This window comes from Anaerovorax odorimutans DSM 5092, assembly GCF_000426305.1.
GTDB classification, from domain to species: Bacteria; Bacillota; Clostridia; order Peptostreptococcales; family Anaerovoracaceae; genus Anaerovorax; species Anaerovorax odorimutans.
In genome coordinates, this window is record NZ_AUFC01000034.1 from 14,575 (window position 1) to 29,487 (window position 14,913).

Annotated in this window: 20 protein-coding genes; 17 read left to right on the top strand and 3 right to left on the bottom strand. The window is 31.7% G+C overall.

Features of this window, described 5'->3' with window-relative positions:
• Positions 1-6: 6 nt before the first annotated feature.
• The 8 genes from infA (at position 7) to K292_RS0111490 (ending at position 4,239) form a co-directional block, all read left to right on the top strand.
• Positions 7-225: a translation initiation factor IF-1 gene (gene infA / locus K292_RS0111455; RefSeq protein WP_027399943.1), complete on the top strand. Its 219-nt coding sequence runs from the start codon at positions 7-9 to the stop codon at positions 223-225.
• Positions 226-239: 14 nt separating this feature from the next.
• The gene (gene rpmJ / locus K292_RS0111460) at positions 240-353 is read left to right on the top strand and encodes a 50S ribosomal protein L36 (RefSeq protein ID WP_005999442.1); all 114 of its coding nucleotides are present in this window, start codon (positions 240-242) and stop codon (positions 351-353) included.
• Positions 354-493: 140 nt separating this feature from the next.
• A complete protein-coding gene (rpsM, locus tag K292_RS0111465; protein ID WP_027399944.1) occupies positions 494-871 on the top strand; it encodes a 30S ribosomal protein S13 in 378 nt (125 codons plus the stop codon).
• A gap of 14 nt (positions 872-885) precedes the next feature.
• Positions 886-1,284, top strand: coding sequence for a 30S ribosomal protein S11 (rpsK, locus tag K292_RS0111470; protein WP_027399945.1), 399 nt, complete (start codon positions 886-888; stop codon positions 1,282-1,284).
• Positions 1,285-1,305: 21 nt separating this feature from the next.
• Entirely contained in the window at positions 1,306-1,926 is a 621-nt protein-coding gene (gene rpsD / locus K292_RS0111475; RefSeq protein ID WP_027399946.1) for a 30S ribosomal protein S4, read from the top strand.
• A gap of 142 nt (positions 1,927-2,068) precedes the next feature.
• Entirely contained in the window at positions 2,069-3,016 is a 948-nt protein-coding gene (locus K292_RS0111480; protein WP_027399947.1) for a DNA-directed RNA polymerase subunit alpha, read from the top strand.
• Between the two features lie 85 nt (positions 3,017-3,101).
• Positions 3,102-3,443 carry a 50S ribosomal protein L17 gene (rplQ, locus tag K292_RS0111485; RefSeq protein WP_027399948.1) on the top strand — a complete coding sequence of 114 codons (342 nt, stop codon included), beginning with the start codon at positions 3,102-3,104 and terminating at the stop codon, positions 3,441-3,443.
• A 175-nt stretch (positions 3,444-3,618) separates the two neighbouring features.
• Complete coding sequence (locus K292_RS0111490) at positions 3,619-4,239, top strand: undecaprenyl diphosphate synthase family protein (protein WP_027399949.1); 621 nt, start codon at positions 3,619-3,621, stop codon at positions 4,237-4,239.
• 57 nt (positions 4,240-4,296) lie between these two features.
• Here the strand turns inward: K292_RS0111490 and K292_RS17005 are convergent, their stop codons facing one another.
• Complete coding sequence (locus K292_RS17005) at positions 4,297-6,399, bottom strand: methyl-accepting chemotaxis protein (RefSeq protein WP_051280691.1); 2,103 nt, start codon at positions 6,397-6,399, stop codon at positions 4,297-4,299.
• 298 nt (positions 6,400-6,697) lie between these two features.
• On the opposite strand from K292_RS17005, the gene K292_RS0111500 reads away from it, so the two are divergent.
• The 6 genes from K292_RS0111500 (at position 6,698) to trmB (ending at position 11,235) form a co-directional block, all read left to right on the top strand.
• A complete protein-coding gene (locus K292_RS0111500) occupies positions 6,698-7,441 on the top strand; it encodes a hypothetical protein (RefSeq protein WP_027399950.1) in 744 nt (247 codons plus the stop codon).
• Positions 7,442-8,302, top strand: coding sequence for an energy-coupling factor transporter ATPase (locus K292_RS17010; RefSeq protein WP_051280692.1), 861 nt, complete (start codon positions 7,442-7,444; stop codon positions 8,300-8,302).
• Positions 8,262-9,119, top strand: a complete 858-nt coding sequence (locus K292_RS0111510) for an energy-coupling factor transporter ATPase (protein ID WP_037373129.1) — start codon at positions 8,262-8,264, stop codon at positions 9,117-9,119. The genes K292_RS17010 and K292_RS0111510 overlap by 41 nt, the downstream gene beginning before the upstream one ends.
• Positions 9,120-9,155: 36 nt before the next feature.
• Entirely contained in the window at positions 9,156-9,956 is an 801-nt protein-coding gene (locus tag K292_RS0111515) for an energy-coupling factor transporter transmembrane component T family protein (RefSeq protein ID WP_027399952.1), read from the top strand.
• Positions 9,957-10,071: 115 nt separating this feature from the next.
• Positions 10,072-10,542 carry a QueT transporter family protein gene (locus tag K292_RS0111520; RefSeq protein WP_027399953.1) on the top strand — a complete coding sequence of 157 codons (471 nt, stop codon included), beginning with the start codon at positions 10,072-10,074 and terminating at the stop codon, positions 10,540-10,542.
• Between the two features lie 54 nt (positions 10,543-10,596).
• Complete coding sequence (trmB, locus tag K292_RS0111525) at positions 10,597-11,235, top strand: tRNA (guanosine(46)-N7)-methyltransferase TrmB (protein WP_027399954.1); 639 nt, start codon at positions 10,597-10,599, stop codon at positions 11,233-11,235.
• A gap of 97 nt (positions 11,236-11,332) precedes the next feature.
• Here the strand turns inward: trmB and K292_RS0111530 are convergent, their stop codons facing one another.
• The gene (locus K292_RS0111530; RefSeq protein ID WP_169515462.1) at positions 11,333-12,583 is read right to left on the bottom strand and encodes a pyridoxal phosphate-dependent aminotransferase; all 1,251 of its coding nucleotides are present in this window, start codon (positions 12,581-12,583) and stop codon (positions 11,333-11,335) included.
• Positions 12,584-12,746: 163 nt separating this feature from the next.
• On the opposite strand from K292_RS0111530, the gene K292_RS0111535 reads away from it, so the two are divergent.
• The 3 genes from K292_RS0111535 (at position 12,747) to K292_RS17015 (ending at position 14,551) form a co-directional block, all read left to right on the top strand.
• Entirely contained in the window at positions 12,747-13,115 is a 369-nt protein-coding gene (locus tag K292_RS0111535; RefSeq protein WP_027399956.1) for a CidA/LrgA family protein, read from the top strand.
• Positions 13,108-13,803: an LrgB family protein gene (locus K292_RS0111540; protein ID WP_027399957.1), complete on the top strand. Its 696-nt coding sequence runs from the start codon at positions 13,108-13,110 to the stop codon at positions 13,801-13,803. Before K292_RS0111535 ends, K292_RS0111540 begins: the two co-directional genes overlap by 8 nt.
• A 79-nt stretch (positions 13,804-13,882) precedes the next feature.
• Positions 13,883-14,551 (top strand): M23 family metallopeptidase, encoded by a 669-nt coding sequence (locus K292_RS17015; RefSeq protein ID WP_051280693.1) that lies wholly within the window; start codon positions 13,883-13,885, stop codon positions 14,549-14,551.
• Positions 14,552-14,748: 197 nt separating this feature from the next.
• Here the strand turns inward: K292_RS17015 and K292_RS19585 are convergent, their stop codons facing one another.
• Positions 14,749-14,913: a transposase gene (locus K292_RS19585; protein ID WP_281168543.1), complete on the bottom strand. Its 165-nt coding sequence runs from the start codon at positions 14,911-14,913 to the stop codon at positions 14,749-14,751.

The window sequence follows — 14,913 nt, forward strand, 5'->3', positions numbered from 1 at the left end:
AATTTTATGGCTAAAAAAGATGTCATAGAAGTATTTGGAACCGTATTAGAAGCCCAGCCAAATGCAATGTTTATTGTAAAACTGGAAAACGGCTACGAAGTACTTGCACACATTTCAGGAAAAATTAGAATGAACTTTATCAGGATTTTACCTGGTGACAGGGTAAAGGTTGAATTGTCACCTTATGATCTAACAAGAGGTAGAATTACCTGGAGAGATAAGTAATAGGAGGAACAGAAATGAAAGTAAGAGCCTCAGTAAAACCTATCTGCGAAAAGTGCAAAGTTATTAAAAGAAACGGAAAAGTAATGGTTATCTGTGAAAATCCGAAGCATAAGCAGAAACAAGGTTGAGATTAATTATTTGTTTCAATTTTAAAACAATCATAAATACAAGAATTGCCCTTTGGGAGCGGCTGTGTCATATTGTCGTCAGATAACATGACTACCTAAGGAGCTTTCTATAAATTAACGCGAAGAAGGAGGAATAAGATATGGCTCGTATTGCCGGTGTCGACTTACCAAGAGATAAAAGAGTAGAGATTGGTCTAACGTATATATACGGTATAGGACGACCTACTTCATTAAAAATTCTTAAAAAAGCTGGTATTAATCCAGACACAAGAGTTAAAGATTTAACTGAAGATGAAGCTGGAGCAATCAGAAAAATTATAGACCAGGAATATGCAGTTGAAGGAGATCTTAGAAGAGAAGTTTCTCTTAATATAAAAAGACTTATGGAAATTGGCTGCTATAGAGGAATCAGACATAGAAGAGGTCTTCCAGTAAGAGGTCAGAAAACTAAAACAAATGCAAGAACTCGTAAGGGTCCTAAGAAGACTGTAGGTAGAAAGAAAAAAGCAGTAAAGTAAGGAGGTAGGAACTAATGGCAAAAACTGTAAAAAAGACAGTTAGAAAAAAGAGAAGAGAACGTAAGAACATTGAACGTGGTCAGGCTCATATCCAATCCACCTTTAACAATACTTTAATAACTCTTACAGATCTTAGCGGTAATGCACTTTCATGGTCAAGTGCAGGATCACTTGGTTTTAAAGGATCAAGGAAGTCTACTCCGTTTGCTGCACAGATGGCAGCAGAAGAAGCTGCAAAAGGTGCTATGGAGCATGGACTTAAGATGGTTGAAGTATATGTTAAGGGACCTGGTTCTGGTCGTGAAGCAGCAATTAGAGCATTACAGACAGCAGGTCTTGAAATAAATCTAATTAAAGATATCACGCCAATTCCACACAATGGTTGCAGACCACCAAAGAGAAGAAGAGTTTAATTAAAGGAGGTGTAATTTAATATGGCTAGATATACAGGACCATCTTGCAGATTATGCAGAAGAGAAGGTCAGAAGTTGTTCCTTAAGGGCGAGAGATGTTATAGCACTAAATGCGCTATAGAAAAAAGAAATTACGCTCCGGGACAGCATGGACAAAGCAGAAAGAAAAATTCTGAATATGGCTTACAGTTAAGAGAAAAACAGAAAGCTAAGAGATTCTATGGTGTTCTTGAAACTCAATTCAGAAATTATTTTGATAAAGCAGCAAGAATTAAGGGAATCACTGGTGAAAATCTACTTATAATGCTTGAAAGCAGACTTGACAACGTAATTTTCAGAATGGGATTTGCTTCATCAAGAAAAGAAGCTAGACAGCTTGTAAAACATGGACATTTCTTAGTAAATGGAAACAAAGTAGATATTCCATCATATGAAGTGAAAGCAGGATCAATTATACAAGTAAAAGAAAAGAGTGCATCTTCTCCTAAGTTTAAGGAGATAAAAGATATGTCAATAAGTGTACCTTCTTGGATTACTGTAGATGTAAGTAAACTAGAAGGTAAAGTTGTTTCAATACCGACTAGAGAAGATATAGATACTCCAATCGCAGAACATCTTATCGTCGAATTATACTCAAAATAATTGCATTTATCCAAATTTTAAGTTTAAAATTTGGAATGTATATCGTCAGCGTTTATCAAATCTTTTGATAAATTGCATGACGTATGCAAGAATCTATATATAAGATTTTGCAATTGAGTAAAGAAAAAGGGAGGGTTTTTGAGTGATAGAAATCGAAAAGCCAACAATTGAATGTATATTTTCTGATGATGATGCTAATTATGGTAAATTTATAGTTGAACCTTTGGAAAGGGGATACGGTACGACTCTTGGAAACAGTTTAAGAAGAATTCTTCTTAGTTCTCTTCCAGGTGCAGCTGTTACATCAATAAAAATTGACGGAATACTTCATGAGTTTTCAACAATACCAGGAGTAAAAGAAGATGTTACGGAGATTATTCTAAATCTTAAAAAGTTAGCTGTAAAAATTAATGGTGAAAATTCAAAGCGAGTAATTATCAATGCAGTAGGACCTAAGGAAGTGACTGCCGGGGATATTATAGCTGACAGTGATTTAGAAATTTTTAATCCGGATTTGCATATTGCAACCCTTGAAGAAAATTCATCATTAGTGATGGAAATTAATCTTTCGAGAGGAAGAGGTTATGTCCCTGCGGATCAAAATAAAACTGAATCAATGCCAATTGCTGTTATTCCTGTGGATTCTATTTATACTCCGGTAAAGAAAGTAAACTTTACCGTTGAAAATACCAGAGTTGGTCAGGTCACGGATTATGATAAATTAGTACTAGAAATTTGGACAGATGGCAGTGTTACACCAAAGGAAGGCGTTTCAATCGGAGCTAAAATTATGCAGGAGCATTTAAAGTTATTTATTGATCTTACTGATAGTATGGAATCTATGGAAATCATGGTTGAGAAGGAAGAAGACCAGAAAGAAAAAGCTCTTGAAATGACCATTGAAGAATTAGAATTATCAGTTCGCTCATTTAACTGCTTGAAACGTGCGTCAATTAATACTGTAGAGGAACTTACTCATAGATCTGAAGAAGATATGATGAAGGTTAGAAACCTTGGTAAGAAATCTCTAGACGAAGTAAAACTAAAGCTTGAGGAATTAGATCTTGGATTAAGACCAAATGATGAATAAAGTGTATTTATAATATGCACCGTTGTCAGCTGATAATTTTGGAGTTATAAGCTGGTCAACGAAATCAAAAGAAAGGAGAATAGTAATGCCAGGTTACAGAAAATTAGGCAGACCTACTGCTCATAGAAAAGCTATGCTTAGAAACTTAGTTACAGACCTTCTTAGAGAAGGACGAATATCAACTACAGATCAAAGAGCAAAGGAAGCAAGAAGAAAAACTGAAAAAATGATTACATTAGCAAAACGTGGCGATTTACATGCAAGAAGACAAGTCCTTGCATACGTTTACGATGAGGATGTAGTAACAAAGCTATTCGACGAAATAGCTCCAAAGTATTCTGACAGAAATGGTGGGTATACTAGAATTTTAAAGTTAGGACCTAGACCGGGAGACTGTGCAGAAGTAGTCTTTTTAGAATTAGTTTAGTTTTTATGTATATGTATATTTATGATTGTTTTTTTAAGCAATATAGTTAAATACATTATTAATAGATTAAGAACCATTTGTTTATTTAAAGCGAATGGTTCTTTTTTGTATATAAAATTAAAAATTTAGGCACAATAATTGGTAATAATATAGTTAGATCAAGAGGAGTATATCTATGAATTTATATAAGCGGTTACCGAAACATATTGGTGTTATTCCGGATGGAAACAGAAGATGGGCTGTTTCTAAAGGATTAGATAAAAAAGAAGGTTATAACTATGGAATTAATCCAGGTTTTAAGCTCTATGAACTATGTAAAGATATGGGTATAGAAGAACTAACCTTATACGGCTTTACGGTGGATAATACTAAAAGACCTGCTGCTCAAAAAACTGCTTTTCAAGAAGCTTGCGTAAATGCAGTAATGGATCTTATAGATAAAGATGCACAGCTTTTAGTAGTAGGAAATACACAGTCTTCTTGCTTCCCAAAAGAATTATTACCATTTACTAAAAGAGTTAAGTTTGGCAGCGGTAAAATAAAAGTAAACTTTTTAGTAAATTATGGATGGGATTGGGATTTGAAATATAAAGGAGGATTGGCATCATCAGATATATCAAGAATAGATCTGATTATCAGATGGGGAGGAAGAAGGCGATTAAGCGGTTTTTTACCAATACAATCTGTTTATTCAGATATATATGTACTGGATGAATTATGGCCGGATTTTAAACCTAATCAATTATACCAAGCTTTAGACTGGTATCAATCACAAGATATTACTTTAGGAGGATAATAAAAATCCAACAGCTAATGCCGTTGGATTTTTACTATCTTGGGAATTAAGTTTTTATTAATATTTACTATCAAAATTAGTTGTATCAGCAGACTCACTAATTTCATTGGTCCCTGTAAAATTTATTGAATTATCATATGATGCTAAATTTGATACATCCATGTCTTTAAGTTTGAATTTTTTAACAAGAGTTTTCAGCATTTGTGCCTGACCTGATAGCTCTTCAGCAGCCGCAGCACTTTCTTCTGAAGTAGCAGAATTAGATTGAACTACACTGGAAATCTGCTCCATGCCTTGAGTTATTTGAGCTAAAGCATTTGCTTGCTCGTTTGAAGCTTCTGTTATTTTGTCTACTGTTTCTGTTACAGCTTTTGATTCGTTAACTACAGATGATAACGATTTACCAGTTTCATCAGCGATAGATGAACCATTATTTACAGCTAGTATGGCACTTCCTATTAAAGCAGTAGTATTTTTAGCAGCTTCAGCGCTCTTGCTTGCCAAGTTTCTAACTTCATCAGCAACAACTGCAAACCCCTTCCCGGCTGCTCCTGCTCTGGCAGCTTCCACAGCAGCATTCAGTGCTAAAATATTTGTTTGGAAAGCAATATCTTCAATTGTTTTATTTATTTTTTCTATTTCACTTGATGTATTGCTTATTTCTTTCATAGCTTCAATTAATTTCTGCATTTGCTGATTGCTTAATGTAATGTCTTGACTTAAATGACCTAATTTCATATTTGCTTCTGTCGAATTCTTAGCATTATCCGATACTTGATCAGCAACAGTGTTAATACTTGCAGAAAGTTCCTCTGAAGTGCTTGCCTGTTCAGTAGAACCTTGTGCTAAAGCTTGAGAACCACTGGACACTTGTTCTGCTCCATATGAAACTTGTTCTGCAGCTAAATTGATTTGACCTAAAGTCTCACTTAAAGATTCACTGATTTGTTTCAATGCCTTTTCTATATCTAAAAATTCACCTACATATTCAACAGATGTATTAATATCAAAGTTTCCGTTCGCCATTTCCTTACATCCTGTTGCAGTATCATCAATTACATCTTTCAAAATCTTTTTAGAAGTAATAATTGACTGTGTAAGCTCACCAATTTCGGTAGAATCTGGCTTTAATGAAAATTCATTTGAGAAGTTTCCTTTACCAAATTCAAGCATTTCATTATTAATAGCTATAATTGGTTTTGAAATAGATGATGCAAATCTAATAAGTACAATAGAAGCAAGTATAAGCAAAATAATGGAAGCTATTATATCAAACAATAAAGATGAATAAGTGGATTTGACAAACTCATCTTTAGAAACAGTGACCGCCATACTCCATCCGTTAGTATTAGGTATTGGTGCATAAGATGTTAATTCTACAACACCATCGTAATGAGACTGACCAAAACCGGATTCACCAGCACACATCTTTGCTTCAATTGCCGCAACTTCTTTTAGACTATCATCAGTCTTAGAAAGTTCTTGGGTATTTTCTTCATTTTCAACAATGCTTTCATCATAAGCAGCAATAGTAACGCCTTCTTTATTCAATATGTAAGCTGTTCCAGTTTCACCTACAACAATCTCTTGAACTAATTTAGATAGTTGTAATGCATCAATTGCAACATAAAGAACACCATCAAAAACACCGTTTTTCATAATTGGTGAAGCTATAATAATTACTTTTTCTTGTGTTTCTCTATCTACCAACGGGTCTGATAAATATGGCGAACCGGTATTCTTACATTCTTGAAAGTAATCTCGATCAGAAACATCAATTCCGGTTTTATAAGAAATTCCTGAAACATCAGTTCTAAGCATATAGCTATATCCTTGACGATTAGCAATATTAGCCATTTCAGCAATTACTTCATCTTTAGGCAAATCACTACTGATTGTATTACTGTATGAAACTTGCTGTACTAAATTTTCAAAGCCATTCATTTGCACAGAGATTTTACCTGATGCAACACTGGCAGTTTCAGATAATGTACTTCTAAGTGTTTTCATTGTATTGTTATAGCTGGAAACACTTGAGATTGCAACAATTATAGCTAAAGAAAGAATAAATACACTTAAGGTTAAAGCTAATAATTTTGTTTTAATTTTTTTAAATTTAAAGTTCAGATTAATTTTTTTAATTTTTGCATCTTTTTTCATTTTCCCTTTGTTTTCCTTTCCTCTTCTCTAATTATTAAATATATTAAATATTCATATACTTTTATAATTATATTAAGTATATAATAACGAAATAATATAATCAATAACATAAAGAAATTTATGGTATAAAAATACACTAAATTAGTTAAATGTAGTAATTATTAATAATTTTAAAATAGATATTAATAAATTGTAAGATTTTAGGAAGTCAGTGCCTTTCAGTTGTATTTAAATAAATTATACTGTATAATGTAATGAAGTATAAAACCGTATTGATAAAGACAAGGAGGAATAATTAATGAAAAGGATATTAGTAGCGATACTAATCATCACCTTAATTGCAGGAACAGCGGGGGGATGCGGTGAAAATCAATCGGATATACAAGAAGAATTTTTGAAAATGATTGATAAACCGGCGTCTGAAAAAAATATTGAAGAGATTAATGATTTTTTAAATAAATATTTATCCAAATTAGAAAAGGATAATGCTAGCCATATGGTGGCAGAATATGAAGAATATATACTGAATAATAAAGGAAATGATGGAATTAACTATAAGGATTTTATAGAGGAATATTCCCCATATATTAATTCTGAATTAACGCAATTATATAATTATAAAGCTATGGAACAGGAAAAACCTATGGAAGTAAATACAGAATTGCAAATTTCATGGGATGAAATAATAAAAAGGGCTTATAATATTGAAAAATTTATAGAAGAAAATAAAGACGAAAATCTAATAAAAGAAGATGCTCAATGGATTTATGGAAATTATATAAATACTATAATAATGGGGACAAACAGTTCTCCTATATTTGATGTAAATAGTAAAGAATTTTCTGAAGAAGCTAAAATTGCTATGAAAAATTTTGTAAAAGAGAATCCTGACTCAACAACAGCTTGGGTGCTAAAAGAATATTTCAATTATCTGGAAAGTATAGACTATGCATTAGATTATACGGATAAGGTAAAGAGCAAATCTTTTTTTGATACATGTACTTGGCTTGTATCAGAAGCAAGAAAGAGAGTTTATCAATAGATGGATAATATTATCAAGATAGAAAATCTGATATTTGAATATAAAAGAGAAGAAGATAATGAAATTGTTAAAGCTGTAAATGACATTTCCATTGATATTGAACGAGGGAGTTTTGTTGCCATTATAGGAAAAAATGGCTCAGGAAAATCTACTCTTGCAAAGAATTTAAATGCGTTATTACTTCCAAGCGGCGGAGCTGTTTATGTAAATGGGAATAATACTTCAGATGAAACAAAAACTTGGGATATTCGTCAAAGTGCAGGAATGGTATTTCAAAATCCCGATAATCAGCTTGTATCTTCCATAGTAGAAGATGATGTGGCTTTTGGACCTGAAAATTTGGGCATAGAACCTACAGAAATAAGACAAAGAGTGGATATGTCGCTGAATGCCGTAAACATGTATGAACAGCGAAAAAAAGCACCACATTTATTGTCAGGAGGACAAAAACAACGTATTGCCATTGCAGGAGTAGTTGCTATGAAACCACAATGCATTATTTTGGATGAACCTACTGCAATGCTAGATCCTCATGGAAGAAATGAAGTGATGGAAATAATTCATAAATTGAATTCAGAGGGAATTACAATACTTCTCATTACACATTTTATGGATGAAGCAGCACAAGCAGACAGAGTAATAATTATGGAAAATGGTAAATCAATATTAGACGGGACCCCTTTAGAGGTTTTTCGCCATGTAGAGGAGATTAAAAAAATAGGATTAGATGTACCTATGGCAGTAGAATTAGCATACAGATTAAGAAAGAGAGGGGTTATTATTCCTGATGATATAATCTCTGAAGAGGATTTAATTGAATATGTATTTAATAGAAGTAAAGAATTTAACTCATATATATAGTGAAGGTATGCCATATCAGACTTCAGCATTAACAGATGTCAGCTTTAATGTAAAGCCCGGAGAATTTGTAGGCATCATTGGGCATACAGGTTCAGGAAAATCTACATTAATTCAACATTTGAACGGACTTTTAAAACCAAAATCTGGTAAAATTATTATTGATAATGTTGACATTACAAGTAAAGATATAAAAATGAGAGATATTAGACGTAAAATTGGACTGGTCTTTCAGTATCCTGAATATCAACTTTTTGAAGAAACAGTACATAAGGATATTGCTTTTGGACCTCTTAATTTAGGTCTTTCCCAGGAAGAAGCTGATATGAGAGTTAAGGAAGCTATTTCCCTTGTTGGGCTTGATTATGAAGAAATAGCGCTGCGTTCACCTTTTGAACTTTCAGGAGGGCAAAAGAGAAGAGTTGCTATTGCAGGAGTAATTGCTATGAAGCCACAAGTTCTTATATTAGATGAACCTACAGCAGGTTTAGATCCAAAAGCTCACAGCGATATACTGAAAATGGTAGAAAAAATTCATAAAACAGAAGGTAATGTAATTATCTTGGTTTCTCATAATATGGGAGATATTGCAGCCTTAGCCGACAAAGTACTCGTAATGGATGGCGGCAGGTTGGCACTATGCGGATCTCCTGAAGATGTTTTTTCTAAAGAAGATCTTTTAAAATCTTTAGGACTTGCTTTGCCCCCCGCAGCAGAATTTATAAGTAAATTAAAGGGAAAAGGAATTAATATTTCTTCAAAACCACTTACAGTTGAAGAAGTTGAAAATGAACTTTATAATATTTTAAATAATAATTAAATTTAAATTTTAATTAAATGATTGGAAAGAAAAAGAATGATTCGTGATATTACATTAGGACAATACTACCCAGGAAGTTCCATTATTCATAAGTTGGATCCCAGAACTAAAATAATAAGCACATTTATTTTTATTATAACATTATTTTTAGTAAAAGATTTTTTGGGATATCTTATTGCTACTATTGCGCTAGGTACTACTATTATTATATCAAGAGTACCTTTAAAATTTATACTTAAAGGATTAAAACCTATTTTTTTAATTATTATATTTACGTTTACCATAAACATGTTTATGACAAAGGGAACGCCACTTATTAGTTTGGGGTTTTTAACCATTTCGAAAGAAGGTCTTTATACCGCAGTCTTTATGGGAGTCAGACTTGTGCTACTTATTATTGGCTCATCTCTTCTAACTTTAACTACAAAGCCTATCAATTTAACAGATGGTATAGAAAAATTGTTGAGACCCTTGAGAAAAATAGGTGTTCCGGCACATGAACTGGCTATGATGATGACCATTGCCCTTCGTTTTATTCCCACACTTTTAGAAGAAACAGATAAAATAATGAAAGCACAAATGGCTAGGGGAGCTGATTTTGAAAGCGGCAATATTATAAAACGTGCTAAAGCACTTATTCCCTTACTTGTTCCTTTATTTATAAGTGCATTTAGAATTGCACAGGATTTAGCAATGGCAATGGAAGCGCGTTGTTATAAAGGTGGAGATGACAGAACAAGAATGAATGAAATGAAATTACAAGGTAAAGATGTAGCTGCATTTTTACTCATGATTGTTTTTGTAGCAATAATTTTATTGCAAAGAATATATTTTTAATAATAAATAGCGTATATTAAAGCATTTTTCATAAGTGTATTTCGAGGTGACATAGACAATATTCTTCAAAGAATCATGCAAGATATAAATTAAATTATATACTTGAGGTTAGAAAATGAAAAACACAAAATTTTTAATGCAAGCTGCGATTATTTCAGCAATTTATGCGGTATTAACTATATCACTTATGCCATTTAGCTACGGTATAATGCAAGTAAGGATATCTGAAGCATTAACAATTCTTCCTTATTTTACTCCTGCAGCGATACCGGGTTTATTTATCGGTTGTCTTGTATCAAATATTGTTGGACCATATGGAATAATAGATATGATATTTGGCAGTGGTGCAACCTTAATTGCAGCAATTGGATCGTATTTTTTGAGATTCAAACCTATTTTAGTTCCCCTTCCGCCAATAATAGCAAATGCTATTATAATAGGAAGTATGTTATATTTTGCATATGGAGTACCGTTTCCTCTGCCGGCATGTATGCTTTGGGTTGGATTAGGAGAGTTGATTTCTTGTTATGCAATAGGATATCCATTATTAAAATATTTGGACAAATATAAAAAGATTTTTAATTAATACTAAAGTTTATCTTAAGAGAGTAGTTTTTATATCAATGAAAATGGAGTGTAAATGAGACAAAGAAAAGTAAAAAATGAAAAAGAAAAATTACAAATGAACGATGCATATCTAGTAAAAAATGCTAAATCTTATATAGGAAGATGGAGAGAGCTTTTTGGAAATAATAATGATATATATTTAGAATTGGGATGTGGTAAAGGACAATTTATTATGACTTTAGCAGAGCAGAATCCGCAGAATAACTATATAGGAATAGAAGGTCAGAGTTCAATTCTTTTAAGAGCACTTGAAAAAGCAACAGAATTAAAATTAAAAAATATCTTTTTTGTAAGAGAATTCGTAGGAAATATAAATGAGTTTTTTGATGAAAATGAACTGGATGGAATCTATTTGAATTTTAGTGATCCTTGGCCTAAAGACAGGCATGCAAAACGCAGACTTACTCATAAAAGATATTTAGAGGGCTATAGAAAAATTTTAAAGCAACATTCTTTTATTCAATTTAAAAGCGATAATGATTTACTTTTTGCTTTTACCATGGAGCAGTTTGAAGATAATAATTTACAAATTTTAGAGTATACAGATGATCTGCATAATTCGAATTTTTTATCTAAAAACGTTACAACAGAATATGAAGATAAATTTAAGTCTTTAGGGAAGAATATAAATTATTGCAAAGCAAGATTTTAAAATTATGATATAAAAAATCACAAGAAAAAAGGTATAGTAAGTTTTATAGAAAAACTTGCTATACCTTTTAAAATATTATTTTTATTTGATTATTTTTTTAAGCGTTAACTTTGTTAATAGCTTCAAGCATTTTTGCAGGAAGCATTTTGCATTTTGCTTCAGATACAGAAGCTACAGAAACTCTTAGTCCTTTACCGATTGGTACAGTAAAAATTCCTGATTTCTGAAGTTCTTTTCCTACTTCCTCTGCATTTTCACAAGGAACTACAATAAAGAAACCAGAATCAAACGGAACTGTATTTAATCCAACTTCATCAGCTGAAGCTTGGAATGTTTTTCCGCGTTTCACAAGCATTTGACAATATTTTTCTCTTTCAGCAGTAACTTTATCAAGCAAAGCTTTATCAGCAAAAATTTTAGATAGAACTACCATTGACGCTCTTGTACAGTTTGACCAAGAGCCTCTGCATGAAAAGGAACAAACAGTTTTAAATTCATCTGCAATTTCTTTATCACTTGTCATACAAATCATGGCACCACTTCTCATACCATACATTGTATAGCCTTTAGACATACTGAATCCTATAATAACTAAAATATTTGTAGGAAGATTTTCTAATTTAGGGTAAAAACTTCTATATTTGTCGGCATCTCCTGCAAAATCAATATAGGCAACATCAACTAAAAGCGTAACTTTTTTATTGCCATTTTTTGTTGCATTTTTAATGCTTTCAAGAGCTTTATCCCAATCATCGTCAGTAAAAGTATAACCTGTTGGATTGTGAGCTGGCGTATTAATAATAATTACAAGACCATCTTGTTTTGATAGTAATTCGTTTACTTTATTATCAAAAGAAGAAATATTAAAATTTCCCTTGTCGTCAAATAATGTATAAGTTGCTATCGTTCTCTCAATTTCTTGAGCTATTGTACTATAAGGACTCCAGTACCAATCAGAAGTTAAAACTTGATCGCCTCTTTTTGAATAGTTCTGTATTGTATTTCTGATTGAACCTGTACCCCCGGGAGTGGCAATTGCTTCAGTATAACATTTTGGCTGAAATTTACCAAAAGCAGCTTTTTTAATATCTCTTTGATAATCAGGAGTTCCAGCGATTGGAGCGTAATCAGCATAGTCTGTAGGAGTTAGGTCTTTTAATACATCAACAACAGAGGATAGGACAACTAGATTTCCATTGTCATCAAGAAGTGAACCTATGGTTGAATTAACAACTTTATCAGCACCTTCTTTTGCAATCATTTCTTTTGCTAATTTGTTAATACCAAAAATCTTATCTTCTAAAGGTATTATTCTTGAATTAGCTTCTGCCATTTTATAATTTGCCATAATCATTTCACCTCAATTTAATTTATTAATAATTGCTAATAATTATATTAGAAAAAGTTGATACAAGCAAGTTTTTTATGTTAAAATACTTATTTGGAATTAAATTTGAGAACATATAAACAAGTATGTACAGCAGTAAACACATAAAAAGAAAGGAAATAATATGATTGTTAAACAGTTTTTTATTATTTTAGGTTCACTTTTTTTAGGATATCTTTTATCTTCTTTATTTCATATACCTATACCTGCCAATGTTTTAGGACTTGTTTTATTATTTTTAGCACTTTGCACTGGAATAGTAAAAATTAAGCAAGTGGAAAAAATCAGTGATTTTATTATAACTTACCTTTCCGTATTTTTTGTAGTTCCCACAGTAGGAATTATGGTACATTTCAATTTAATCGGACATCAGTTAATTAAAATACTTGTACCTCTATTAGTAAGTATTTTTATTGGTCTGTTTGCAGCTGGCAAAGTAACAGAGATTTTTATAAGCTTAAATGAGAAAAATGGAGGAAATCAAAATGCATGAATTTTTTTTATCAAATCCGTATTCGGGTATGATATTGACTATAGGATGCTATGGCATTGGGCAATATATATTTAATAAAACTAAATTAACTATTTTGCAGCCAATATTATTAGGATCAGTATTAATTATTATATTTTTAAATGTCACAGGTATAAAATATGAGGAATACTATGAACAAAATGCAATATTAAATTATTTGCTTCCAATGACAGCTGTAGTTTTAGCAGTTCCTTTATATAGGAATTTACACATTTTAAAAAAACATGCATTGCCAATTATTGCAGGTGTTATTTCTGGGACTGTTGCAACTATGGGATCTATGGTTATTATAGGAAAATTAATAGGGACCGATGATAAAATCTTACTTACAATGCTTCCTAAAAATGCTACAAATCCAATTGCTATAGAAGTTTCTAAAATTATTGAAGGAATTCCTTCTCTTACTGTAGCGCTTGTTGTTATAGCAGGCTTAATAGGTGCAGTATTTGGACCCGAATTATTAGATTTAATGAAAATAAAAAATAAAATCGCAAGAGGAATAGCGATAGGAAGCATGAGTCATGCTGTAGGAACAGCCAGGGCTTTTAAAGAAGGAGAACTCGAAGGTTCTATGAGCAGTTTAGCTATGGCAATTACAGGTACTTTAGTAGCTATTGTTTCTCCTATTTTTGCATTATTGATTTTATAAAAAAGAATATAAATTTTAAAAGCCTTCATTGTATGAATTCTCAATAACAGGGAAATAATACAATTGGAGGTGTATTTATATGATATTAAATAAAAGACCAAATGATAAAGTTGCAGTGGCATTAGTTTTATGTTTTTGTGTTTTAGCTATTGCATCAATTTTTACAATGAGATCTAGTTTTGAGCAGCTTAAGGTGGAAAAACAAAGTAATTTAAATATTGCAAAAGAAAATAAAAGTGAAAATTTAGAAAAAAATGTAGTAAATCCTGTACCTACAGTAGACAGTCAATCAAGTAATGAAGGTAACAAATCAGAGGCAAAGACAGAAGGCGCAATTATTAACTATATTTTACCTGTTGATGGAACTGTAACAGTAGGTTATTCTAAAGATGAACCTGTTTATTCGATGACATTAGATCAGTATGTTATTCATACAGGTATAGATTTTGAGGCACCGGCAGATACTAATGTAGTGGCCATTGCTGATGGAACTGTGACAAAAGCTTATACTGATGATAAACTTGGTTTAACAATTGAAATTTTACATCCTGAAGGAATTACATCAAAATATTGTAATTTAAATTCAACAAAAGAAGTAGGTATTGGAGATGTTGTAAAACAGGGAGATATTATTAGTGGCATAGGAAATTCTTCCTTATTTGAAAGTGTGGATCCACCACATTTACATTTTGAAATAATTAAAGATGGAAAATCAATAAATCCGGCAGAATATATAAAATTAAATTAGGATGTTAGTCAAATGCCATAATGCTGACATTATATAAAAGGGGCTGTAAAATAAGTCTCTAAAAAAATCCATCATCATCGGAGATAATTTCGATGATGATGGATTTTTAATTTTTATAGTGCTTTCAATATATATCATTGAAAAATGAGTGCACAAAATAAGGAGTTATCTTTTTGAAGGCTATTTTTCGATTTCTATTATGCCACCAATGCAACTCGATTTCGCTTATTGTGATATTTATATAAGTTGTAACCACAAGAAATTAAAGTAAGTTCAAGAATTACTCCTTTAAGTCCTCTCCTAAATAGTCTTTTGTAAGACCTGTTCCATTTTATTATTCCAAAAGTTCCCTCTGATTGAAT